The following is a 23,329-nucleotide window of genomic DNA, read 5'->3' as shown; positions in this document are numbered from 1 at the left end:
GTGCGGGCGGGGGCGGGGGGGTACGCGTGTGGGGTGCGCCCTGACCCCCTTCCCGGGACGGCGGGAAGGGGGAGACCAACTGTCAGGAGGGAGCTAGCCGTTGACGGCCGGGATGATCTTCGTCCCGTACGCGTCGATGGTGGCCTCCTGCGCGTCGTGCATGTCGTAGACGGCGAACTGGTCGACGCCCAGCTCACGCAGGGCGTTCAGCTTCTCGATGTGCTTCTCCGCCGGGCCGATGACGCAGAAGCGGTCGACGATCTCGTCGGGTACGAACTCGGTGTCGGGGTTCCCGCTGCGTCCGTGGTGCGAGTAGTCGTAGCCCTGGCGGGCCTTGATGTAGTCGGTGAGTTCGTCGGGTACGGCGGCGGAGTGCTCGCCGTACTTGGCGACCAGGTCGGCGACGTGGTTGCCGACCATGCCGCCGAACCAGCGGCACTGGTCACGGGCGTGGGCGAGGGCCTCGGGCGAGTCGTCCTCGGTCACGTAGGCGGGGGCGGCGACGCAGATGGTCACCTCGGACGGGTCTCGGCCGGCGGCCACGGCCGCGTCCTTGACCGCCTTGACCATGTACTCGGTGAGGTACAGGTCGGAGAGCTGCAGGATGAACCCGTCGGCCTCCTCCCCGGTCATCTTCAGGGCCTTCGGGCCGTACGCTGCCATCCACACGGGGAGTTCGGCGCCCGGCCTGATCCACGGGAAGCTGATGACGGTGCCGCCCAGATCGGCCTCCTCTCCCCGGCCCAGGGCGCGGATGACCTTCATGGCCTCGCTTATGCGGGCGAGGGTGTTGGGCTTGCGCCCGGCCACCCGCATCGCGGAGTCGCCGCGGCCGATGCCGCAGACCGTGCGGTTGCCGAACATGTCGTTGAGGGTGGCGAAGGTGGAGGCGGTGACCTCCCAGGTGCGGGTGCCCGGGTTGGTGACCATCGGCCCGACCGTCAGCTTGCTGGTGTTCGCCAGGATCTGACTGTAGATCACGAAGGGCTCCTGCCAGAGCACGGCGGAGTCGAAGGTCCAGCCGTACCGGAAGCCGTTGCGTTCGGCCCGTTTCATCAGGCTGATGACCCGGGAGGCCGGCGGGTCGGTCTGCAGGACGAGTCCGAAGTCCATGGGCGCGTCTCCTAGTTGAGGTACTGGCAGGTGGAGCGCGGGGTGTAGACACCGTGCCCGGCGTGTCCGGTGTACTCCCGCTCGGTGATGACGAGTTCGCCGCGCGAGAGGACCGTCTCCACGCGGCCGGTGAGGCGCTTGCCCTCGTACGCCGAGTAGTCGACGTTCATGTGGTGGGTCTCGGCGGAGACGACCTGCTCGGCGTGCGGGTCGTAGATGACGACGTCGGCGTCGGCGCCCGGGGTGATGGTGCCCTTCTTCGGATACATGCCGAACATCCGGGCCGGGGTGGCGCAGGCGATCTCGATCCAGCGGCGGCGCGTGATGTGCCCGTCGACGACGGCCTGGTGGAGCAGGTCCATCCGGTTCTCGACGCCGGGCAGCCCGTTGGGGATCTTCGAGAAGTCGCCGCGGCCGAGTTCCTTCTGGCCGACGAAGCAGAAGGGGCAGTGGTCGGTGGAGACGACCTGGAGGTCGTTGGTCCGAAGACCCTGCCAGAGCTTGGCCTGGTGCTCCTTGGGGCGCAGCGGCGTCGAGCACACGTACTTCGAGCCCTCGAAGTCCGGTTCCGCGAGGTTGTCGGTGGAGAGGAAAAGGTACTGCGGGCAGGTCTCGCCGAAGACCGGGAGCCCCTCGTCGCGGGCCCGCGCCAGCTCGGCGACGGCCTCCATCGCCGAGACGTGCACGACGTAGAGGGGGGCGCCGGCGACCTGGGCCAGCCTGATGGCCCGGTGCGTGGCCTCGGCTTCGAGCAGCGCCTTGCGGACCTCGCCGTGGTAGCGGGGGTCGGTCTCGCCACGGGCCAGCGCCTGTTCCACCAGGACGTCGATGGCGATGCCGTTCTCGGCGTGCATCATGATGAGGCCGCCGTTCTCGGCGGAGCGCTGCATGGCGCGCAGGATCTGGCCGTCGTCCGAGTAGAAGACGCCCGGGTAGGCCATGAACTGCTTGAAGGAGGTCACGCCCTCCTCGACCAGCAGGTCCATCTCCTTGAGCGTCTCCTGGTTCACATCGGAGACGATCATGTGGAAGCCGTAGTCGATGGCGCAGTTGCCCTCGGCCTTGGCGTGCCAGGCGTCGAGTCCCTCGCGAAGGCTGTGGCCGACGCTCTGCACGGCGAAGTCGACGATGGTGGTCGTACCGCCCCAGGCGGCGGCCCGGGTGCCGGTCTCGAAGGTGTCGGAGGCGAAGGTGCCGCCGAACGGCAGCTCCATGTGGGTGTGGGCGTCGACACCGCCAGGGATGACGTACTTGCCGGTGGCGTCGATCGTCCTCTCGGCGGTGAAGGCCTCGGCGGCCGGGGTGCCGGAGGCGGCGAGGGCGGCGATGCGGCCGTCCTCGATCAGGACGTCGGCGTGGATCTCGTCGGACGCGGTGATGACGAGTCCGCCGCGGATGAGGGTGCGGCCGGTGGTCATGGGGTCCTCTCGTTCGTGGTCACGTGCCGGTCCGATGTGACTGGGCGCGCCCCTGACGGGGCGCTTTTACGACGGGGCGCTGTTACGGCGCCGTCAGCGGGCCGTACGCGTCCGGGCGGCGGTCGCGGAAGAACTGCCAGCGGTCGCGGACCTCGCGGAGCTTGGCCAGGTCCAGGTCGCGGACGACGAGTTCGGTCTCCTTGTCTGAGGCCGGCTCGCCTGCGAACTGGCCTTCCGGGTCCACGAAGTAGGACGTGCCGTAGAAGTCGTTGTCGCCCAGGTCCTCCACACCGACCCGGTTGATCGCGCCGACGAAGTACTCGTTGGCGACGGCCGCCGCCGGCTGCTCCAACTGCCAGAGGTAGCGCGAGAGTCCGCGCGAGGTGGCCGACGGGTTGAAGACGATCTCGGCACCGGCGAGGCCCAGCGCCCGCCAGCCCTCCGGGAAGTGGCGGTCGTAGCAGATGTAGACACCGATCTTCCCGACGGCCGTCTCGAAGACCGGCCAGCCTGCGTTCCCCGGGCGGAAGTAGAACTTCTCCCAGAATCCCGGGACCTGCGGGATGTGGTGCTTGCGGTACTTGCCGAGGTAGGAACCGTCGGCGTCGATCACGGCGGCGGTGTTGTAGAGGACGCCGGGCTGCTCCTCCTCGTACACCGGCAGGATCAGGACGAGGCCCAGTTCGCGGGCGAGGGCCTGGAAACGCTGGACGATCGGGCCGTCCGGGACCTGCTCGGCGTACTCGTAGAACGCCTTGTCCTGGACCTGGCAGAAGTAGGGCCCGTAGAACAGCTCCTGGAAGCACAGGACCTGGGCGCCCTGCGCGGCCGCGTCGCGGGCCGCCTGCTCGTGGACCTGGATCATCGATTCCTTGTCGCCGGTCCAGGCGGTCTGGAAGAGGGCGGCACGAATCACTCGGCTCATCGGGACCTCCGGTCGCTCGGGCGTGTGTCGCTCGATGTGCGAGGAGCCTAGAAAGTCCGAAAGCGGGCTTCGATTGCCATCGTGTCACGTCTGCGGGCGCCCGGCGTGCCACGGTGTCACGCTGCCGTTGGCCCATGTTTCACCGCCGTTTTCCCAGGTAGTCGCAGGTTTCACTGCTGTTGCGCGTCATGCGCGAGGAGTGCGATGTGCACGGAGGCGGCCTGCTCGAAGTCGTCGAGATCGACGCCGAGCCGGGTCTGTATCGCCTCCAGGCGGCGGTACAGCGCGGGCCGGGAGACATGGTGGAGCTGGGCGGTGCGGGACTTGTTGCGGCCGGTCGCGAGGTAGGTCCGCAGAACGCCGAGCAGGTCCTGGCCGGTGCCGTTCGGGCACAGCAGGCCGTCCAGCTCCCGCTCGGCGAAGGACTGGACGTGCGGGTCGTCCCGCAGCAGCCGGATCAGGCCGCGCAGGTGGACGTCCCTGAGGCGGACGACGGCCGGGAGGCCGAGGGCGGCGGCGGTGTCGGCGACCGCGTCGGCGACGTGCTGGGCCTCGCGCAGACCGACGGGCACGTCGTCCCAGACGGTACGGGCTCCCGCGGCGGCGACCACCGCGCGGGGCCCCGCCGACTCGTCGTGCAGCCGGGCGGCGAAGTGCGCGGCGAGGGCGTCGGCGTCCTGGTCGCGGGCCAGGCTGAGGAGCACGGCGGTGGTGCGCTCGGTGAGTTCGGCGACGAGTCCGGGCAGGCCCAGCAGGCGCAGGATCCGCTCCAGTTGGGCCGGTTCGGCGTCCCGTACGACGAGCGGGACGAAGCTCCGCCGGTTGACCGGGAGACCGGCCGCCCGGGCTCTGGGCAGCAGTTGGCGTGCCGGTACGACCCCGGAGACCAGGTCGGTCAGCAGGCTCTGCGCGGACTGCTCCTCCCAGGTGTGGGCGGAGCCGCCGCCGAGCATGCGGTGCAGCACGAGGGCCTCGGCGGCACGGTCCGCGAGCAGCCGGCCGGTGGCGGTGTCGCCGCGGTGGCCGCAGAGCACGATCTGGCCCCAGCGCTCGCCTCGGCCGCCGAGTTCGGCGCGGATCCAGCCGTCGCCGGCGCTGCCGCCGGCCTGCCGGGCGATGCGCTCCCAGTCGCGCAGCACGTCGTCCACGGCCGACCGCTCCCCCGCGGTGGCGAGGACCCGGTGCGCGAGGTTGGTGACGACGACCGGGCAGGCGCTGTGCACGGCGACTTCGTCGAGGAGCCGTTGGAGGGGGGCACCGGCCGTGATGAGGCCGGTGAGGGCGGTACGGACCGACTCGGAGAGGCTGACGGCGGCGAACTTCCGCCGTACCAGGCGGGACTGGACCTCCTCCGTCAGTTCGGCGAAGGGGAAGGGGCGGTGCAGGACCACCAGGGGGAGGCCGCATCTGTTCGCCGCACGGCGCATGGCGTCGGGCGGGGCGGGGAAGGCGCGGCCGAGGCCGAGGACCACGGCGGCGGCCTCGGCCCGGTGCAGGGACTGGATGTACTCGGCCTGTTTCTGCTCGTCGCCGGCGAGCAGGACGCCGGTGGTGAGGACCATCTCACCGCCGGTGAGCATGACGCCGACGTCCGGGGCCTCGGCGACGTGCACCCAGCGGACGGGGCGGTCGAGGTGGGCGGCGCCGGCGACCACCTCCGGGTCGCCGGCGAGGACCCTTTCCAGGGCGAGGATCTGGCGGACCGACAGTATGGGGTCTGTGATGTACGGGGGATCCCAGGTGGCGGTCATCTTGCGTGGTCCCTTGGTCGGGTTCGGTGCGTTCGGAGACTGCGGGCCGGTGGGGGCTGGTCGCGCAGTTCCCCGCGCCCCTGAAGGGGCGCCGTGCAGCCCCCTGTTTTCAGGGGCGCTGGGGGTCCCCCCGGCCGAAGGCTGGGGGAGGAACTGCGCGACCAGCCACGACGGCGCCGCAGCCGGCACAGGCAGGTCACGGCACCTCCGGCGGAGCGCCTAGTAGGCACTCCTCAACGCCTGTTCGAGGATCGCCGCGCCCTCCTCCGCCTCCGCCACCGTCAACGACAGTGGCGGCGCGATGCGCAGGGCGCTGGTGTTGTGGCCGCCGCCCTTGCCGATCAGGAGGCCGCCTTCCCTGGCCGCTTCCAGGACGGCCGAGGCGGACTTGGGGTCGGCTTCGTCGGTGCCGGGCTTGACCAGTTCGACGCCGATCATCAGACCGCGGCCCCGGACCTCGCGGACGCCGGGCAGTTGGGCGGCGGCCGCGCGGAGGCGTTCGATGAGGAGGCCGCCGACGCGGCGGGCGTTGCCCTGGAGGTCGTGGTCCAGGAGGTACGACAGGTTGGCGAGGCCCGCCGCCATGGTGATCTGGGTGCCTCCGAACGTCGAGATGCTGTTGGAGTCCAGGCAGTTCATGATCTCGGCGCGGGCCACCACACCGCCGATGGAACTGCCGTTGCCGATGCCCTTGGCGAAGGTGAGGATGTCCGGCGGGCCGCTCTGGCCGTGTGCCTGCCAGCCCCAGAAGTGCTCGCCGGTGCGGCCCCAGCCGGTCTGCACCTCGTCGGCGATCCAGAGGATGTTCTGCTCCTGGAGCACCTTGCGGAAGGCCGCGTAAAGCCCGTCGGGCGGGGAGGTGAAGCCGCCGACGCCCTGGATCGGTTCGGCGATCAGCGCGGCCGGCGGGCGGGTGTGGCCGAGGAGGTCGCGCAGGTCGGCGACGCAGGCCGCGATGAAGTCACGGTCGTTCAGCTCGGCGAACGGGCCTCGGGTGCGGACGCCGCCGTGGACGTACAGCGTCTGGAGCGGGGACAGCGAGGTCGGGGACCAGCCCTTGTTGCCGGTGATGCCGACCGAGCTGAAGGAGCGGCCGTGGTAGCTGTTGCGCATCGCCAGGATCGTGTTGGTCCGGCGGTAGGTCGTCGCCAGCAGCAGCGCCGTGTCGTTGGCCTCCGTGCCGGAGGTGGTGAAGAAGACGCGGGCGTCCGGGATGCCGCTCAACTGCGCGATGCGCTCGGCGAGTTCGACCATCGGGCGGTTGAGGTAGAGCGTGGAGGAGTGGATGATCCGGCCGGCCTGCTCGCTCACCGCCTTCGTCACCTCGGGGAGCGCGTGCGCGGTCATCGTGGTGAGGATGCCGCCGAAGAAGTCGAGGTAGCGGTTGCCGTCCGCGTCCCAGACGTGCCGCCCCTCGCCGTGCGTGATTTCGAGCGGCTCGTCGTAGTAGAGGGCCAGCCAGTCGGGCAGGACCTGACGGTGGCGGGCGAAGAGGTCGTTCACGGCTGTACCAGCCCTTCGTAGGCGTCGGGACGGCGGTCGCGGTAGAAGGCCCACTGCTGCCGCACTTCTTCGATCAGGTCGAAGTCGAGGTCACGCACGACGAGTTCCTCGCCCTTGTCGCTCGCCACCTCCCCCACGAACTGCCCACGTGGATCGACGAAGTAGCTCGTCCCGTAGAAATCGTTGTCCCCGTACTCCTCCTGGCCCACCCGGTTGATGGCGGCGACGAAGTACTCGTTGGCGACGGCGGCGGCCGGCTGCTCCAGCTGCCAGAGGTAGGCGGACAGGCCGCGCGAGGTGGCCGACGGGTTGTAGACCAGCTGTGCGCCGTTGAGCCCGAGCTGCCGCCAGCCCTCGGGGAAGTGGCGGTCGTAGCAGATGTACACGCCGACCTTGCCCACGGCGGTGTCGAAGACCGGCCAGCCGATGTTCCCGGGTTTGAAGTAGTACTTCTCCCAGAAGCCCCTGACCTGCGGGATGTGGTGCTTGCGGTACTTGCCGAGGACGGTGCCGTCGGCGTCGATCACGGCGGCGGTGTTGTAGTAGAAGCCGGACTGCTCGACCTCGAAGACCGGGACGACGATCACCATTCCGGTCTCGCGCGCGAGTTCCCGCATACGACTGACCGTCGGCCCGTCGGGGACCGGCTCGGCCCAGCGGTAGTGCTCGGGTTCCTGGACCTGGCAGAAGTAGGGGGCGTTGAAGACTTCCTGAAATCCGATGATCTTCGCACCTTGGCGGGCCGCCTCGCGGGCGTACACCTCGTGTTTCGCCACCATGGACTCGGTGTCGCCGGTCCAGGTGGCCTGGACCAGAGCGGCGCGTACGACGTTGGCCATGAGCTGCTCCTTCTACGCCCGTAGAGGGTCGAAAGTAAGCTTCCTCGGAGTCCTTGCCAAGACCATCGTCGTTAAGCGGCCGAGTCCATCGCGTTTCTTACCCCGGTGGACGAGTCAGGGGCTCCGCCGTGAGGGTTCGGTCGAGTGCGGAGTGCCGGTGCCCGTAGGGTGATCGCGCAGTTCCCCGCGCCCCTGTCGGGGCACTCCAGCACGGGTCGGTCAAGCCGCGAGGCCCGCCACCCGCAGCGCGTGCAGCAGATCCCAGTGGCACTGGTCCGAGACCGCCTGTGCCGAGCTGAGGAGCAGCGGCACCAGGCGCTGCGGATCCGGCTCCGCGCTCTGTGCCGCCTCTTCCGGGGCGCGGACCTGGACGTAGGTGTCCAGCAGGGCGCGGGCCTCGCGGTGGCGGCCCTCCGTGTCCAGGGCGAGGACCGCCTCGCCGATCTCCGTCGCGGGGCGGACGACACCCTGGCGCAGGATCTGCCGGCTGTCGGCGACCCTGCCCGCGGCGGACAGCGCGTCGGCGGCCGCCACCAGCCGGGCGGGCGGCAGTGAGGCCGCCTCCCAGAGCAGTGTGGCCCAGTCGGCGCCGAGCCCGGCGCGCTGGAGGGACTCGGCGAGCAGGGGGAAGCGGGCGGCCGGCCACTGCACGACCTCGGCCAGGAGCGCGTGCGCCTCGCCTGTGCGGCCCTGCGCCCGCAGCCGAACGAGCCTTTCCGTGGCCTGGGCCGCGGCCTGCCCCGCCTCGGCGTCGGGCGCCTGCTCCGCACTCGGTTCCGTCCGCGCCGGTGCCTCGGCGGCTCCGGCGAACCGGGCCCCGCGCGGGATGCCACGGCCGCTGGGAGCCGTGGACACCTGCGGAGTCTGCGGTACGACGGTCGGCGCGGCCTCGTCCTCGGCCATGCCGGCGAACCGGGCGCTGCCCCGCCGCCGCTTGCGCTGTTTGGCCGGGGCGGGGGCGGAGTCCGAGACAGGTGCGGGGGCGGGGGCCGGGGCAGGTGCGGGTACCGGGGCAGAGGCTGCAGAGGCCGGTGAGGGGGCGGGGTCCGGCTGGGGGGCTGCGGCGGGGGTCCGGCTCCGCAGGTGGCCGCCGAGTTCGGCGCGGTGCTGGAGCCGCGCCATCCGGGCCCGGAGTTCGGCGCACCGGGCGGTCGCCCGTTCGTGGTCGTCGCGGGCCCAGGCGAGGTCGACGTGCAGGGCCTCGGCCTCCTCGCGGGAGTGCGCGGAGTCGAGGGCACGTCCGAGTTGGGCCAGGCGTTCGGTGGCGTACCGCTGTTCGCGGAGGGTGCCGTCGAGGCGGTCGCTCAGGTCCTCGCGGGCGCCCGGCCGGGAGTCGTACGCGGTGAGCGCGTCCGCGTGCAGCCGGCGGGCCTGCCCGGTCTCGTGGGCGGCGATCTCGGGGCCGTAGCCGGTCGCGAGGTCCTGGAGCAGCGCCTCCACGACGTCCCAGGGCGGCACCTCGCGCCCGCCGAGGCAGGCCTGCATACCGTCGGGGTCGCGCAGCCAGAAGACGGCACACCAGCCGCCGCCCTGGTCCAGGCGCGCCAGCAGGCCGTTCAGGTAGTTCGCAAACTCCCGCACCCGGCCGGGGAGCTGATCCACAGTCATCGCTCGACTCCCGCCAGACCGGAACACTCCGGTTCCGTAGGCAACACCAGTCGTGTTACGAGGTTGCTACGGGGAGTTTTCCGTGGGAGTGCGGAGACCTCATTGCCCGATCTTGACCGACGCGCGTCAGACGACGACCAGGGCGCAGCGCTCCACGAGGTCGTCCATCGACAGGCCGAGCGCGCGGGCCAGCGCGGCGACGGTGAAGAAGGCGGGGGTCGGCGCCCGCCCGGTCTCGATCTTGCGGAGGGTCTCGGCCGAGATGCCCGCCGCGGCCGCCACCTCCGTCATGCTCCGGCCGCCGCGCGCCTCGCGCAGCAACCGCCCGAGCCGCTCGCCGCGTTCACGCTCTTCCGGGGTGAGAGGGGTGCGTACCATGCCGTCATTCTAACCCGGTCGAGAAAACCGGTATATTAATTGGCATGGTGGAACTGAAGACAGACACATCGATCGACGCCATGTACGCCTCGGGGCAGGTCGTGGGGCGAGCCCTGACAGCCGTACGGGAGGCCGCCGACATCGGCGTCTCCCTGCTCGAACTGGACGAGGTGGCGCGCGGGGTGCTGCGTGAGGCCGGGGCCTCCTCCCCCTTCCTCGGCTACCGGCCCTCGTTCGCGCCCACTCCGTTCCCCGCCGTCATCTGCGCGTCCGTGAACGACGCGATCGTGCACGGCATCCCGACCGGCTACCGGCTGCGCGACGGCGACCTGGTCTCCATCGACTGCGGTGCGGTGCTGGACGGCTGGGCGGGCGACTCGGCGATCAGCTTCACGGTCGGCAGGCCGCGCCCGGCGGACGTACGACTCGTCGAAACGGCCGAGCGGGCGCTCGCGGCGGGCATCGCGGCGGCGGTCGTCGGCAACCGCATCGGCGACATCGCACACGCGGTCGGCCGGGTGTGCCGGGACGCCGGCTACGGCATCCCGCAGGACTTCGGCGGCCACGGCATCGGCCGCCGTATGCACGAGGACCCCGGGGTACCGAACGAGGGCCGCCCCGGCCGCGGTCTCCCGCTCCGGCACGGCATGGTCCTCGCGATCGAACCCATGCTGATCGGCGGCGGCCAGGACGGTTACCACGCGGCCGCGGACGGCTGGACCCTGCGGACGAACGACGGCTCCCGGGCCGCTCACGCTGAGCACACGGTGGCGATCACGGAGTCGGGCCCGCGGATCCTCACGGCCAGGAACTCAGAGAACTGACACAGGATATTCCTGGGTATTTCTCATCGCGATATGCGGGCCGGCGCCACACCAATGAATTCTCCAGAACGCTGAACAACGACGGACGGGCCCCCGTACGCATATCCGTGACGGGCGGATAAAAAGCCGCCAAATCAGCGAAGGAGTTCTCATGGAAAACGCGCGCATGCGGGTCCCGTTCCCCCGGCCCACGCAGCGGCAGCCGGTACCCCCGCCGCCCCCGCCCCAGGGTCGGCGACGGCCCCGGCCGAATACCAACGGCCGTTGATCACGTGACATAGCGCTCACGTGAAGCACCGGCCGGATTGCGGGTCCGGCCGGTGCTGAATTCTTCTGGGGAATTCTCCCCGGCCGGGTGGGCGGCAGCGGCCGGCGAAATACGGTGGCGCACGTCGGGCCGCCGCCCGAACGGCTGAACGTGCCCCCCTCCGGCGGGCGTGCGAAGGTGGTGTGACCGGGCCCTGCAGGGGCACCCGCGTGGACCGGCACGTCGACCAGCGAGCGCGTCCCGCCAGGCGCCGGGACGCCGGAACGGAACGAACGCTCATGACCAGCGGTTACCCCGGACCGGACAATTTCGGACAGGATCCTTTCGGAGAGTTCCTCGCACGCTTCTTCGGGGGCGGCGGAGCCCGCCAGGGTCCCCGGCAGATCGACATCGGCAGGCTGCTGAGCCAGCCGGCCAGGGAACTGGTCAAGGGCGCCGCCCAGTACGCCGCCGAACACGGCAGCCGGGACCTCGACACCGAGCATCTGCTGCGCGCGGCGCTCACGGCGGAACCCACCCGCTCGCTGCTCAGCAGGTCCGGCGCCGATCCCGACTCGCTGGCGACGGAGATCGACGGCCGCGCCGGCCCGGTCCAGCACCCACCGGGCGAGGCACCCCCGCCGACCTCGCTGTCCCTCACCCCGGCCGTGAAGCGGGCCCTGCTGGACGCGCACGACCTGGCCAGGGCCAGCGGCGCCGGGTACATCGGCCCCGAACACGTGCTGGGCGCGCTCGCCGCCAACCCGGACTCGGCCGCCGGGCACATCCTGAACGCCGCCCGGTTCGCCGCCGCCGGCCTGCCGCCGGACGCCCCGGAGACGGACCGCTCGCTCGCCGGCCCGGACACCCGGCGCCGTAGCGGCGGCACGCCGACGCTCGACAAGTACGGCCGCGATCTGACCGAGCTGGCGGGTCAGGGCCGGATCGATCCGGTCATCGGCCGTGACGACGAGATCGAGCAGACCATCGAGGTGCTCTCCCGGCGCGGCAAGAACAACCCCGTACTGATCGGTGACGCCGGGGTCGGCAAGACGGCGATCGTCGAGGGGCTGGCCCAGCGGATCGCCGACGCGGATGTGCCGGACGGGCTCGCCGGGCGCCGGGTGGTCGCTCTCGACCTGCCGGGCGTGGTGGCCGGCACCCGTTTCCGGGGCGACTTCGAGGAGCGGCTCAACAACATCGTCGGCGAGATCCGCTCGCACTCGGACCAGCTGATCGTCTTCATCGACGAGCTGCACACCGTGGTCGGTGCCGGGGGCGGCGGCGAGGGCGGCTCGATGGACGCGGGCAACATCCTCAAGCCCGCGCTGGCCCGGGGCGAGCTGCATGTCGTGGGCGCGACCACGCTTGAGGAGTTCCGCAAGATCGAGAAGGACGCGGCGCTGGCCCGCCGCTTCCAGCCGATCCTGGTGCCCGAGCCGACGGTCCCGGACGCCATCGAGATCCTGCGCGGCCTGCGCGACCGTTACGAGGCCCACCACCAGGTCCGCTACACCGACGAGGCCCTGGTGGCCGCCGTCGAGCTCTCCGACCGCTACCTCACCGAGCGGCGGCTGCCCGACAAGGCGATCGACCTGATCGACCAGGCCGGCGCCCGGGTCCGCCTCGGCTCCCGCGCCAAGGGCAGCGACGTGCGCGCCATGGAGCGCGAGATCGAACAGCTCACCCGGGACAAGGACCAGGCGGTCGCCGACGAGCAGTACGAACGCGCCACCCAACTACGCGACCGCATCTGCGAGTTGAAGACCCGCATCAGCGAACTCTCCGGCGAGGAAGAGGCGGACGAGGGGCTGAACCTGGAGGTGACGGCCGAGGCCGTCGCCGAGGTGGTCTCCCGCCAGACCGGCATCCCGGTCAGCAGCCTCACCCAGGAGGAGAAGGAACGGCTGCTCGGCCTTGAGGCGCATCTGCACGAGCGGGTCGTCGGCCAGGAAGAGGCGGTCGCCGTCGTCTCCGAGGCGGTCATGCGCTCCCGCGCCGGACTGGCGAGCCCGAACCGCCCGATCGGCAGCTTCCTGTTCCTCGGCCCCACCGGCGTCGGCAAGACCGAACTGGCCCGCGCGCTCGCCGAGGCCCTGTTCGGCAGCGAGGACCGGATGGTCCGGCTGGACATGAGCGAGTACCAGGAACGCCACACCGTCTCCCGCCTGGTGGGCGCCCCGCCCGGTTACGTCGGCCACGAGGAGGCCGGCCAGCTCACCGAGGTGGTCCGCCGCCACCCCTACTCGCTCCTCCTCCTGGACGAGGTGGAGAAGGCCCACCCCGACGTCTTCAACATCCTCCTCCAGGTCCTGGACGACGGCCGCCTGACCGACTCCCAGGGCCGCACGGTGGACTTCACCAACACGGTCATCGTGATGACGAGCAACCTGGGCTCGGACGTGATCATCAGGCGCGGCGCCGGCATCGGCTTCGGCCCCGGCGGCGAGGAGGCGACCGAGGAGGCCCGCCGCGAACAGGTCCTGCGCCCGCTCCGCGACCACTTCCGCCCGGAGTTCCTGAACCGCATCGACGAGGTGGTCGTCTTCCGCCAGCTCACCGGCGACCAGCTGCGCCGGATCACCGAACTCCTCCTGGAACACACCCGCCGCATGCTGCGCTCCCAGGGCATCACGGCCCACTTCACGGACGCGGCGGTCAACTGGCTGGCAGAACACGGCTACCAGCCGGAGTACGGCGCCCGACCACTGCGCCGCACCATCCAGCGAGAGGTGGACAACCAGCTGTCCCGGCTGCTCCTGGACGGCACGATCACGGAGGGCAGTGAGGTGACGGTGGATGTCGAGGGCGGGAGGCTGGTGTTTCAGAAGCGGGACCTTTCAGGCACCCCCGTCTGAGGCGCCCCTTAGGGGCGCGGGACTGCTTCCGACATGCGGCTGCCGCCGCGTGGGCGCGACCAGCCCCCACGCACCGGCAGCCCGCGAACTACGGAGCCGGATCCACCACCTGCGCGGACCCACCGCCCCGCCGCACGGTCTCAGCCGCCGCCAGCCACTTCCCACCCGGCAACCGCTGCACACCGGTCGCCGCCCCGATCTCCGGATTCAACGAGAACGAGTGCCCGATGGCCTCCAACTTCCCCCTCAGCTCCGAGTCGTTGTACAGCGCCGGCTCCAACTCGGTCTTCGCGGCGTTCCGCTGCGACGCCCGAGGCGCGGCGATCGCGTCCACCAACGGCAGATGCCGGTCGAGGAACTCGGTGAGCACCTGGAGGACCGTCGTGATGATGGTCGCCCCGCCGGGCGAACCCACCGCGACCACCGGCCGGTTCGCCTTGTCCAGCACGATCGTCGGCGAAATGGACGACCGCGGCCGCTTCCCGGGCCCCGGCAGGTTGGGGTCGTGCACCGCGGGATTCGCCGGCGTGAACGAGAAGTCGGTCAGCTCGTTGTTGAGCAGGAATCCCCGCCCCGGAACGGTGATCGCACTGCCACCGGTCTGCTCGATGGTCAGCGTGTAGGAGACGACGTTCCCCCACTTGTCGGCGACCGTGAGGTGCGTCGTGTTCTCCCCCTCGTACGTGGTCGGCGCCGCCGTACCCGTCGAGCCGGGGTCGTTGGGGTCGCCGGGCGCGACCGGGCTGGTCAGCACCGCGTCGTCGCTGATCAGCTTCGCCCGCTCGTCGGCGTACCGCTGCGACAGCAGCCCCTTCGTCGGCACGTCCTCGAACGCGGGGTCACCGACCCAGCGCCCGCGGTCGGCGAAGGAGATCCGGCTCGCCTCGATGAAGTGGTGCAGGTACTGCACCTCGCCGGCCTTGGAGAGGTCGGTGTTCTCAAGGATGTTGAGCGCCTCCCCGACGGTCGTCCCGCCGGACGACGAAGGTGCGATGGAGTACACCTTCAGTCCGCGGTACCCCGTCTCGGTGGGCGCCTGGGACTTGGCGCGGTAGGCGGCCAGATCCTTCACGGACAGCTTGCCCGCTCGCGCCTTCCACCCCGAACCCGGATCCACCGGCGGATTGTCGACCGTCGAGACGATGTCCTTGCCGAGGTCGCCCTTGTAGACGAGCCCGATCCCCTTCTTCCCCAGCTCCTCGTAGGTCCGGGCCAGTTCGGGGTTCTTGAAGGTGGAGCCCACCACCGGCAGCTTCCCGCCCGGCAGGAACAGCTTCGCCGTGTCGGGGAAGTACCGGAACCGGGTCTCGTTCGCGGCGGTCTGCGACTGGAAGGTGTCGTCGACGGCGAATCCGTTGCGGGCGATCCGCTCGGCCGGTTTCAGCACGCTGCCGAGCCGCCGCGTCCCCCACTGGCTGAGCGCCGTCTGCCAGGTGGCCGGCGTCCCAGGGGTGCCGACACTCAGTCCGCTGCTGACGGCGTCGGCGAAGGCGAGCGGCTTGCCGTTCTCCACGAACAGGTCGGAGTCGGCGGTCAGCGGCGCGGTCTCACGGCCGTCGATGGTGTGCACCGTACGGGACTTGGCGTCGTAGTAGACGAAGTAGCCGCCGCCCCCGATACCGGAGGAGTAGGGCTCGGTGACGCCGAGCGCGGCGGCGGTCGCGACGGCCGCGTCGACCGCGTTGCCGCCCTTGCGGAGCACCTCGATACCGGCGGCGGTGGCATCCGCGTCGACGCTGGCGACCGCACCGCCGTAGCCGACGGCCACCGGGGTCTTCGCGGCGGTCGCGGCGCCGGAGGCGGGAGGCGCTGCCGCCCCCACCGACACCACGGCGGCCGAGACCGCCAGGACCGTCAGTTTCCGCGCGACAGGGCGACGCATCCGCACCTCCAGTTCCGGAACGTCCGCGCAGCGTATCGGCGGGGCCACGACCCCGACAGCCACATTCAGGGCACTGTCATACGACCGCCACACTTCGAACACGGGTACGTTCCGGCCACCTGTGACCGCTAGCATGCGCGCCCATGAATGACGACCTGCGCAACATTATCCTCGGCGTCGTGGCGGCCGGCATCAGTGCGGCGCTCGGCTGGCTGGCCCGTACTTCGCTGTGGCGCCGGAGCCTGCGCCGCAAGCAGGCCTTTTTCGGGCTGCCGGAGAACTCGGAGTCGCTGCTGGTCGTCAACCGCGATCCGGCCACGTCCGAACCGGCGGTCCACCGTTTGGACGTGTTCGCGCTCCTGGAGCTGGCCGCGCTGATCAAGGACTGCGGCGCGAACCTCCAGATGGTGACCCAGGACAACGTCCAGCAGGGCTTCGGCGAGCGTACGGAGTTCTGCGTGGGCGGACCCGGGTCGAACCGGCGGATGCTGGCCCACATGTCGGCGATGCTGCCCGGCGTCCGCGTCAACATCGCCCCGGAGCCGGGCCCGGACCGCGGCGCCTTCCAGATCGGCACCGAGCGCTACCGCCTCGACCCGGGCATCACGGAGTACGTACTGCTGGCCCGTCTGACGGCCGGCCAGCGCCCGGACGCCCGCCCGGTGTTCCTCTTCTGCGGGCAGCGCGCGATCACCAACCAGGCGGCCACCCGCTACCTGGCCCGCAACCACGAACGGCTCGCCCGCAAGCACGGCAACAACTCCTTCGTCCTGCTCCTCAAGGTCGTCAACTCCCAGGCGTACGGCCCTGACGTGGTCGAACTCGTCTCGGACGTCACCCGTGCCGCCCAGGCGCCGCTGCCGCCCGCCGCCACCGAGACGCCGCAGTCCTCACACCGGGCCTCCTGAATACCTGCACCATTCAACAATCGTTACCCGCACGTAACTTACCGACGGGTTACTTACGGTAAGGGCCCGCGGTTACCGTCTGGTCACTTTGCACTGACACGAGTGAGGAGTGACCCATGGGACCTGGTCGCGCCACCACGAGCCGCCACCCGGCTCGCCGCCCCGCCCGCCGCGCCACCGCCGTGCGCACGACCGCCGCAGGCGCCGTCTCCGCGGTCCTGCTCGCCGGCACCCTCGTCGGCCTGGCCCCGGCCGCCCAGGCCGCCACCTCCGTCCGCTTCGTCGACATCACCGGCGACGGCGGCACGGTCCTGAAGGCGAACGTCGTCACACCCGCGGGCGCCGATGCCGACGCCGCGCGGCGCTACCCGCTCATCGTGCTGCCCACGAGCTGGTCGCTGCCCCAGGTCGAGTATCTGGCCCAGGCCCAGAAGCTCGCGGACTCGGGCTACATCGTGCTCAGTTACAACGTGCGCGGGTTCTACCAGTCGGGCGGCCAGATAGACGTGGCAGGCCCTCAGGACGTCGCGGACGCGTCCAAGGTGATCGACTGGGCGCTCGCCAACACCACCGCCGATCCACAGCACATCGGCATCGCGGGGGTGTCGTACGGCGCCGGGATCAGCCTGCTGGCCGCCGCGCACGACAAGCGGATCAAGGCGGTCGGCGCGCTCAGCGGCTGGGCGGACCTGATCCAGTCGATCTACTCCGGCCGTACGCAGCACGTCGAGGCGGCCGCCCTGCTCGACGGCACGGCGACCCTCACCGGGCGCGAGAGCCCCGAAGTCCGTCAGGTCTTCGACGACTTGTACGCGTCGAACCTGGCCAAGGAGCAGGACATGATCGCCTGGGGGGCGAAACGTTCCCCCACGACCTATGTCGACCAGCTCAACAAGAACGGCGCGGCCGTCTTCATGGCAAACGCCTGGAGCGACTCCATCTTCCCGGCCAACCAGTACGCCGACTTCTACGGCAAGCTGACCGTCCCGAAGCGCCTGGAGCTGCGCCCCGGCGACCACGCCACCGCCGAGCTGTCCGGCCTGCTGGGGCTGCCCAACGACGTGTGGACCGACACCGAGCGCTGGTTCGACCACTATCTCAAGGGCACGGACAACGGCATCGACCGCGAGCAGCCGGTGCAGCTCAAGTCCCGTACCAGCGGCGGCTACGAGGGCTACCCGGACTGGAAGTCGGTGGGCGCCACCCGCAGGAAGCTCGCCCTCGCCGGCTCGACCACCATCCACACGAACGTCGACTCGGGCGCGGACGGCGGGGTCGTCCTGCTCTCCGGCCTGCTCGACCAGGTCGCCCAGCTGCCGCCGGTCGCCTCGATCCCGCTGCTGCCCCGGCGCTGGGCCGCCGTCTGGCAGTCGGAGCGGTACGGCAGTGCCCAACAGGTACGGGGCACGGCCAGGTTGCACACCACCCTCACCCCGACCGCGGAGAGCGGCACCCTCGTCGCCTACCTCTACGACGTGGGGCCGCTCGGCCTCGGCAAACTGGTCACCCACGCGCCCTACACCTGGCACGGCCGGACGCCCGGCACGGCGTTCGACGTGGACCTGGACCTGTTCTCCACGGCCTACGACGTGCCCGCCGGGCACCGGCTCGCGCTGGTGATCGACACGGTGGACCCGCTCTACACCGAGCACAACCCGTCCGGCGCGCAGCTGACCTTCTCCTCGCCGGTGGACGACCCGTCGTACGTGTCCGTTCCGCTGCGCGAGCAGTGATCTCCGGCTGCCGCCGGCCGGGCCTGGCCCTTGGCTGCTGCCCCCTACGGCAGCAGCGTCCCCGGTTCGGCCGGGGCCGCCGAGGTGACCCCTGTCCTGGGACTGTGCCGCTCCCGCCCCGCCACCCAGCCGGCGAACCACGAGAGCAACATGCACACCCCGGTGCGGATCGGCGAGACCACCATCACCACAGGGATGAAGGGCAAATCGTAGTCGAGGTTCGACACGATCGGGTTCCCGGCATGGCCCGTACGGCCTGCGGCACGAGTACGTACGACATGACCTGCGACTTGCGCACGCCGAGCGCGAACTCGGCCTCCCGTCAACCGCGTTCGCCGCCGCTCACCCGACGCGGGCGCGTACGGTCAGAGGATCGACGGCCATCCGCGGCCTGCCCACTGCCAGCTGTGTCACGGCCGCCGCTCAGGCCTCGGCGACCTCCGCGTAGAGCTGTGAGAGTTCGGGGACCCCGCTCGCGGCCCAGTCGTGGCCGGACTCGACGACCTCGAACTCCCGCCCGGACGCGAGCCGTACCACCGGCTCCCCGTCCGCCCTGATCTCCCACTCGGCGCCGGACACGGTCCGGGTCAGGACGGTGCCCAGATACAGGCCGGCGTCGGTGCCGAGCCAGGTCATGGTCTCCTCGTCGTCCCGCCAGCGCGGGAGCAACTGGTCGAGGGCCTCCAGCGAGGCCGGGGTGTCGTCGAGCGCGACACCTTCCTCGGCCGCCTGGGCGCGCAGGAACTCGCACTCGGCGAGCAGATCGGGGTCGGCGGTGTGGGGGACGTCACCTGTCTTGCCGTGCCTGTTACCCAGAAAGGGGATGTTCATGGTCCCAGGTTGACACTCACACCTCCAGGTCCACCACCACCGGGGCATGATCGGACGCGCCTTTGCCCTTGCGCTCCTCGCGGTCGACGTAGGCGTCCTTCACAGCCTTGGCAAAGGGTTCGTTGCCGTACACCAGGTCGATGCGCATGCCGCGGTTCTTGGGGAAGCAGAGCTGGCGGTAGTCCCAGTAGGTGTAGGGGCGGTCGTACTTGAGCGGGCGCGGCACGACGTCGGTCAGGCCCGTCTCGCGCAGGGCGGCGAGGGCGGCGCGCTCGGCGGGGGTGACGTGGGTGAGGCCCTCGAAGGCGGCCACGTCGTAGACGTCGTCGTCCGTCGGCGCCACGTTGTAGTCGCCGAGGACCGCGAAGGGGCGGCTGCCGCCCGCGTCCCCGGCGACGGACGCCTTCAGCGCCTCGAACCACTGGAGCTTGTAGGCGTAGTGCGCGTGGGCCACCTCGCGGCCGTTGGGCACGTACACGGACCAGACGCGGACCGGGCCGCAGGTCGCCGAGATCGCGCGCGGCTCCGCACCGCCGTCGTAGCCGGGGTCGCCGGGCAGGCCCTTGACGACGTCCTCCAGACCGACCCTGGAGAGCACCGCCACGCCGTTCCACCGGCCGGTCGCGTGGACCGCCGCCTCGTAGCCCAGCTCGCGCAGTTGCCCGAAGGGGAACTGCTCCTCGGCGACCTTGGCCTCCTGGAGGCAGAGCACGTCGGTGCCGCTGCTCTCCAGCCAGGCGAGGAGCCTCGGCAGGCGGGCGGTGATCGAGTTCACGTTCCAGGTCGCGATGCGCATGCTCCACAACCTACCGGGCCCCTCTGACAACCGGCCTCAGACGTCGGGCGGCCTCAGACGTCGGGCGGCCTCAGACGTCGGGCGGCCTCAGACGTCGGCCGAGGCCCCCGGCGCCAGCCGCTGGTGGTCCGCGCCGCCCAGGGCGCCGATCTGGCGGTCGTAGATCGGCCGGGCCAGGTCGGTGAGGAGGGCGTCGTGGATGTCGTAGGCGCGCTGCGGCTTCACCTCGCGGACGTAGTCGATGACCTCGGAGATCTTGTTCCAGGGCGCCATCACGGGGAGCATCAGCGTCTCGACCGGGTGGTCGGGGACGGTGAGCGCGTCGCCGGGATGGAAGACCCTGCCGCCGTCGATGAGGTAGCCGACGTTGGTGATGCGCGGGATGTCCGGGTGGATCACCGCGTGCAGTTCGCCGTGGACCTGGACGTCGAAGCCGGCGGCGGTGAAGGTGTCGCCGTGGCCGACGGTGTGGACCCGGCCCGGGAAGGCGGCCGCGAGCTGGTCGGCGACGGACTTCAGTGTCCAGATCTCGGCGGCCGGGTCGGCGTCCAGCGCGGCCCGCAGCCGGTCCTCGTCGAAGTGGTCGGCGTGCTCGTGGGTGATCAGGATCGCCTCGGCGCCGACGGCCGCGTCCTGCTCGCTGAACCCGCCGGGGTCGAGGACCAGCACCCGCCCGTCCTTCTCCAGACGCACACACGCATGGGACTTCTTGGTGAGCTTCATGGTCACCATCCTGCCCCCGAGACGCCCTGCGTTCCTCGGGACTCCCCCGGTCCCGCCGGACTCCCTCAGCCCTCGGGAGTGGTCTCCTCGCGAATGACCTGCTGGGCGACCCGGAACGCGCTGTTCGCGGCCGGCATCCCGCAGTACACCGCCGCCTGGAGCAGCACCTCCTTGATCTCGCCCGGGGTGAGGCCGTTGCGCAGGGCCGCGCGCACGTGGAAGCCCAGCTCCTCCAGGTGGCCGCCGGCGACCAGCGCGGTGATCGTCACACAGCTGCGAGAGCGCCGGTCGAGGCCCGGCCGGTCCCAGATCTCGCCCCACGCGTAGCGGGTGACGAACTCCTGGAAGTCGCCGGAGAACTCGTCGGCCTGCGCCAGCGCCCGGTCCACGTGCGCGTCCCCGAGCACCTCCCGGCGGACCTTCAGCCCCGCGTCGTACGGGTCGGGCCGCCCGAGCGGCTGCGGCGCCACGACCGCCGGGGCGATCTCGGCGATCGGCGCGACCTGGGGAGCGACCTGCGGCACGGCCTGGGGAGCGGCCGTCAGGACCGGCTTGAGGGGGGCGGCCGGGATGGCCATCTGGCCGGTCGTCGAGTCGTACGCGGGCTGCCAGGCGGTGGAGAAGTGCCGGACCAGCAGGTCGGTGACGGCGGCGGGCTGTTCGACCGGGACGAGGTGGGAGGCGCCGGGTACGACCGCGAGCCGGGCGTCCGGGATCCCGGCGACCAGGGTGCGGGCCTCGGCGGGGCCGGTGATCTGGTCGTCCGAGCCGACCAGGACGAGCGTGGGGACGCCGACCCGGGCGAGTTCGTGCCGCACGTCGAAGCCGGCCAGTGCCTCGCAGGCGGCGATGTAGCAGCCGGGGTCGGTGGTGCGGACCATCTGGACGGCCCACTCGGTGATCGCGGGCTGGGCGGCCGCGAACCCGCCGGTGAACCAGCGGTCGGGCGAGGTACGGGCGATCGGGTCGAGACCGTTCGACCGTACGATCACGCCCCGCTGGCGGAACTCGTCCGCCGTCCCGAACCGGGGTGAGGTGGCGACCAGCGCCAGCGAGGCGATCCGCTCCGGGTGCCGCAGAGCCAGTTCGACGCCGACGGCGCCGCCGAGCGCGCAGCCCGCGTAGCCGAAGCGCTGCACGCCGAAGGAGTCCAGCGTGGCCAGCAGCCTGGCGGTCAGCTCGGCCACGGAAACCGCAGGGTGCGCCGGGGCGCCGCCGTGCCCGGGCATGTCGTAGCGGAAGACCCGCCACTGCTGGATGAGCTCCGGGATCTGCCGGTCCCACATGTGCCATGTGGTACCCAGTGAGGGACCCAAGATCAGGACCGGAGCGTCTTCTGGCCCGTCAAAGCGGTATTGCAGGGTGTTCGGTGGTGTCTCACTCACGCCCCAGACCCTCTCACGTCTCACGGACGCCCCTATAACGCGGGGGTGCTGGCAACCGGTCTGACCAGGTTGAATACCTCGCGGGCTGCGTATCGCTTGAGGCACCGAATGATCTCACGGCGAGTCTTGCCCTCCTGGGTGCGGCGTTCGTAGTACGCCTCGGTGCGCGGGTCGTGGCGCAGGCGGGTGAACACGATGCGGTGCAGGGCCGCGTTCGCCTGGCGGTCGCCGCCGTAATTGAGCCGACGCGTGCTCCGACGGCCCGAGGAATATTCGACGGGGCTGACTCCGCAAAGGGCAGCAAAGGACGCCTCGGTGTTCAGCCGCTCGGGGTTGTCTCCCATGGTGATCAGGAGAGTGACGGCGCTGTCCGGACCGATGCCCACCGGTTCGAGTAACTGTGGGGCGTGGCGTTCCACGAGCCGGGTCAGGCGTTGGTTCAGCTCGTCGATCTGAGCGGTGAGCTGTTCGATGCGCTCGGCGAGCATGCACAACGTCAGGTGGGTGGCCTGGGCCACCGGGTCCTCGTCTACCCCACCGTCGGGGAGGCCGAGGCGCGCGCAGGTGCGGAACAGCTCGGCGTTGCCGAGGCCCGACAGCCGTTCCCGCAGGGCGGGATCGGCTATGACCAGGACGGCCTTGAGCTGGTTGATCGCCTGGGTACGGGCCTTGACCGCGGAGTCCTTGGCGAGCTTGAACAACCGGGCACTATGCACCGGACCGTCGCCGGACTTGGCCCGGGCCCGGGCGCGGCCACTGAGCACGGCCCGCGCGGCGGCCTGAGCGTCGAGCGGGTCCGACTTCCCGAGCAGCCGGCGGGCCGAGCGGTCGGGTCGGTTCACCTCATACACCTCGACCTGCTGCCCAAGCAGGTAGCGGGACACGCGCGCGCCGAAAGTGCCGGTGCCCTCCACACCGGCACGGCGCACCGTCCCCCGCCTGCGGGCCCAGACCAGCAATTGACGGTAGCCAGCCGCCGTCGCCGGAAAGGACTCGGTCCCCAGGACCTTCCCCAAGAGGGAGACCACGGCGGCGACATGCACCTCGCCGTGCGTGTCCACGCCCAGGACGACCTCCCGCCGAACGGGAGGATCTGTGTTCGAGGAGGTGCTGCGCTGTCGGCTCGTCATGATGGTTCGCCTCCCACGTGATGACGTGCTGGATCGACGGCACCGGCCCGCTCGGGCGGTCTGAACCGTGATGGCGCCTGGAAGTCGGCAAGGCCCCTATAGGGACACGCCCTGTGGCTCGGTACCAGCAGGCGCCATCCCGCAACGGCAGTCGACAAGCCCGTGACTGGACACTTCGGTCATAGATCTCATGAGTCAGACCTTCGTCCGGGACGGCATTGCGCAACCGTCCCACTGATCCCGGCGCAACGACACGACTCGATCACTGCCGGATGACTTCGTCCGAACCCGCGCACAACCTGGCCTAGACTGGCTGACAATGCGTTGACTCTTCGCCCACTCGTGACCGGCAATGACGGGCAGCCGCGTAGCCCGCTTTACAGGGCGGTGGACACCGCTGACGGTGAGCCGAAATGTCAGGAGGGTCAGCTCGCGCAGCTGCCGACGGAACCCAGCGAAGAAAGTCCGTACCCGCCG

General features: G+C 70.9%; 18 protein-coding genes and 1 pseudogene. 4 read left to right on the top strand and 15 right to left on the bottom strand.

The annotated features are described in order from the left end of the window. Positions 1–93 precede the first annotated feature (93 nt). The 8 genes from OHB00_RS40145 to OHB00_RS40110 form a co-directional block, all read right to left on the bottom strand. Positions 94–1,113 carry a TIGR03842 family LLM class F420-dependent oxidoreductase gene (locus OHB00_RS40145; RefSeq protein WP_406442452.1) on the bottom strand — a complete coding sequence of 340 codons (1,020 nt, stop codon included), beginning with the start codon at positions 1,111–1,113 and terminating at the stop codon, positions 94–96. 11 nt (positions 1,114–1,124) lie between these two features. Then, positions 1,125–2,531 (bottom strand): dihydropyrimidinase, encoded by a 1,407-nt coding sequence (gene hydA, locus OHB00_RS40140; protein WP_406442450.1) that lies wholly within the window; start codon positions 2,529–2,531, stop codon positions 1,125–1,127. Between the two features lie 82 nt (positions 2,532–2,613). After that, positions 2,614–3,456, bottom strand: a complete 843-nt coding sequence (locus OHB00_RS40135; RefSeq protein ID WP_406442448.1) for a nitrilase-related carbon-nitrogen hydrolase — start codon at positions 3,454–3,456, stop codon at positions 2,614–2,616. 170 nt (positions 3,457–3,626) lie between these two features. Beyond that, positions 3,627–5,207 carry a PucR family transcriptional regulator gene (locus OHB00_RS40130; RefSeq protein WP_406442446.1) on the bottom strand — a complete coding sequence of 527 codons (1,581 nt, stop codon included), beginning with the start codon at positions 5,205–5,207 and terminating at the stop codon, positions 3,627–3,629. A gap of 219 nt (positions 5,208–5,426) precedes the next feature. Next, positions 5,427–6,710 carry an aspartate aminotransferase family protein gene (locus OHB00_RS40125; RefSeq protein WP_406442445.1) on the bottom strand — a complete coding sequence of 428 codons (1,284 nt, stop codon included), beginning with the start codon at positions 6,708–6,710 and terminating at the stop codon, positions 5,427–5,429. Further along, entirely contained in the window at positions 6,707–7,549 is an 843-nt protein-coding gene (locus tag OHB00_RS40120; protein WP_406442443.1) for a nitrilase-related carbon-nitrogen hydrolase, read from the bottom strand. Before OHB00_RS40120 ends, OHB00_RS40125 begins: the two co-directional genes overlap by 4 nt. Positions 7,550–7,768: 219 nt before the next feature. Beyond that, positions 7,769–9,157, bottom strand: coding sequence for a hypothetical protein (locus tag OHB00_RS40115; protein WP_406442441.1), 1,389 nt, complete (start codon positions 9,155–9,157; stop codon positions 7,769–7,771). A 126-nt stretch (positions 9,158–9,283) separates the two neighbouring features. Beyond that, positions 9,284–9,535 (bottom strand): helix-turn-helix transcriptional regulator, encoded by a 252-nt coding sequence (locus OHB00_RS40110; RefSeq protein ID WP_351707725.1) that lies wholly within the window; start codon positions 9,533–9,535, stop codon positions 9,284–9,286. 44 nt (positions 9,536–9,579) lie between these two features. Between OHB00_RS40110 and map the strand changes: the two genes are divergently transcribed. Together map and OHB00_RS40100 are read left to right on the top strand one after the other, a co-directional pair. After that, positions 9,580–10,359 (top strand): type I methionyl aminopeptidase, encoded by a 780-nt coding sequence (gene map, locus OHB00_RS40105; RefSeq protein WP_406442439.1) that lies wholly within the window; start codon positions 9,580–9,582, stop codon positions 10,357–10,359. 546 nt (positions 10,360–10,905) lie between these two features. Then, positions 10,906–13,464 (top strand): ATP-dependent Clp protease ATP-binding subunit, encoded by a 2,559-nt coding sequence (locus tag OHB00_RS40100; protein WP_406442437.1) that lies wholly within the window; start codon positions 10,906–10,908, stop codon positions 13,462–13,464. Between the two features lie 88 nt (positions 13,465–13,552). Here OHB00_RS40100 and ggt read toward each other — a convergent pair whose 3' ends face one another. Further along, complete coding sequence (ggt, locus tag OHB00_RS40095) at positions 13,553–15,346, bottom strand: gamma-glutamyltransferase (RefSeq protein WP_406442436.1); 1,794 nt, start codon at positions 15,344–15,346, stop codon at positions 13,553–13,555. A 143-nt stretch (positions 15,347–15,489) separates the two neighbouring features. On the opposite strand from ggt, the gene OHB00_RS40090 reads away from it, so the two are divergent. Then, entirely contained in the window at positions 15,490–16,254 is a 765-nt protein-coding gene (locus tag OHB00_RS40090) for a hypothetical protein (protein WP_406442435.1), read from the top strand. Positions 16,255–16,370: 116 nt separating this feature from the next. Next, complete coding sequence (locus tag OHB00_RS40085) at positions 16,371–17,987, top strand: CocE/NonD family hydrolase (protein ID WP_406442434.1); 1,617 nt, start codon at positions 16,371–16,373, stop codon at positions 17,985–17,987. Positions 17,988–18,031: 44 nt separating this feature from the next. On the opposite strand, the pseudogene OHB00_RS40080 reads toward OHB00_RS40085, so the two are convergent. The 6 genes and pseudogenes from OHB00_RS40080 to OHB00_RS40055 all read right to left on the bottom strand — a co-directional run. Further along, a pseudogene (locus OHB00_RS40080) lies at positions 18,032–18,309 on the bottom strand (amino acid ABC transporter permease); the annotation flags it as partial. 101 nt (positions 18,310–18,410) lie between these two features. Beyond that, positions 18,411–18,818, bottom strand: coding sequence for a DUF6278 family protein (locus tag OHB00_RS40075; protein ID WP_406442433.1), 408 nt, complete (start codon positions 18,816–18,818; stop codon positions 18,411–18,413). Between the two features lie 16 nt (positions 18,819–18,834). Then, positions 18,835–19,614, bottom strand: coding sequence for an exodeoxyribonuclease III (locus tag OHB00_RS40070; RefSeq protein WP_406442431.1), 780 nt, complete (start codon positions 19,612–19,614; stop codon positions 18,835–18,837). Between the two features lie 87 nt (positions 19,615–19,701). Then, positions 19,702–20,337: an MBL fold metallo-hydrolase gene (locus OHB00_RS40065; RefSeq protein WP_406442430.1), complete on the bottom strand. Its 636-nt coding sequence runs from the start codon at positions 20,335–20,337 to the stop codon at positions 19,702–19,704. 65 nt (positions 20,338–20,402) lie between these two features. Next, positions 20,403–21,722 carry a 4-carboxymuconolactone decarboxylase gene (gene pcaC / locus OHB00_RS40060; RefSeq protein WP_406442429.1) on the bottom strand — a complete coding sequence of 440 codons (1,320 nt, stop codon included), beginning with the start codon at positions 21,720–21,722 and terminating at the stop codon, positions 20,403–20,405. A gap of 32 nt (positions 21,723–21,754) precedes the next feature. Beyond that, positions 21,755–22,783 carry an IS110 family transposase gene (locus OHB00_RS40055; RefSeq protein ID WP_406442427.1) on the bottom strand — a complete coding sequence of 343 codons (1,029 nt, stop codon included), beginning with the start codon at positions 22,781–22,783 and terminating at the stop codon, positions 21,755–21,757. Positions 22,784–23,329: the final 546 nt, after the last annotated feature.

This window comes from Streptomyces sp. NBC_00631 (genome assembly GCF_045206895.1).
Taxonomy (GTDB): domain Bacteria; phylum Actinomycetota; class Actinomycetes; order Streptomycetales; family Streptomycetaceae; genus Streptomyces.
The sequence above is the reverse complement of the archived record's forward strand: the minus strand, read 5'-3'. Positions and strand labels throughout refer to the sequence as shown.

What these genes read in the sequence shown, in the direction of transcription:
- OHB00_RS40145 (WP_406442452.1), bottom strand. Translation starts at nt 1,113, where the DNA reads ATGGACTTCGGACTCGTCCTGCAGACCGACCCGCCGGCCTCCCGGGTC.
- hydA (WP_406442450.1), bottom strand. Translation starts at nt 2,531, where the DNA reads ATGACCACCGGCCGCACCCTCATCCGCGGCGGACTCGTCATCACCGCG.
- OHB00_RS40135 (WP_406442448.1), bottom strand. Translation starts at nt 3,456, where the DNA reads ATGAGCCGAGTGATTCGTGCCGCCCTCTTCCAGACCGCCTGGACCGGC.
- OHB00_RS40130 (WP_406442446.1), bottom strand. Translation starts at nt 5,207, where the DNA reads ATGACCGCCACCTGGGATCCCCCGTACATCACAGACCCCATACTGTCG.
- OHB00_RS40120 (WP_406442443.1), bottom strand. Translation starts at nt 7,549, where the DNA reads ATGGCCAACGTCGTACGCGCCGCTCTGGTCCAGGCCACCTGGACCGGC.
- OHB00_RS40115 (WP_406442441.1), bottom strand. Translation starts at nt 9,157, where the DNA reads ATGACTGTGGATCAGCTCCCCGGCCGGGTGCGGGAGTTTGCGAACTAC.
- OHB00_RS40110 (WP_351707725.1), bottom strand. Translation starts at nt 9,535, where the DNA reads ATGGTACGCACCCCTCTCACCCCGGAAGAGCGTGAACGCGGCGAGCGG.
- map (WP_406442439.1), top strand. Translation starts at nt 9,580, where the DNA reads ATGGTGGAACTGAAGACAGACACATCGATCGACGCCATGTACGCCTCG.
- OHB00_RS40100 (WP_406442437.1), top strand. Translation starts at nt 10,906, where the DNA reads ATGACCAGCGGTTACCCCGGACCGGACAATTTCGGACAGGATCCTTTC.
- ggt (WP_406442436.1), bottom strand. Translation starts at nt 15,346, where the DNA reads ATGCGTCGCCCTGTCGCGCGGAAACTGACGGTCCTGGCGGTCTCGGCC.
- OHB00_RS40090 (WP_406442435.1), top strand. Translation starts at nt 15,490, where the DNA reads ATGAATGACGACCTGCGCAACATTATCCTCGGCGTCGTGGCGGCCGGC.
- OHB00_RS40085 (WP_406442434.1), top strand. Translation starts at nt 16,371, where the DNA reads ATGGGACCTGGTCGCGCCACCACGAGCCGCCACCCGGCTCGCCGCCCC.
- OHB00_RS40075 (WP_406442433.1), bottom strand. Translation starts at nt 18,818, where the DNA reads ATGAACATCCCCTTTCTGGGTAACAGGCACGGCAAGACAGGTGACGTC.
- OHB00_RS40070 (WP_406442431.1), bottom strand. Translation starts at nt 19,614, where the DNA reads ATGCGCATCGCGACCTGGAACGTGAACTCGATCACCGCCCGCCTGCCG.
- OHB00_RS40065 (WP_406442430.1), bottom strand. Translation starts at nt 20,337, where the DNA reads ATGAAGCTCACCAAGAAGTCCCATGCGTGTGTGCGTCTGGAGAAGGAC.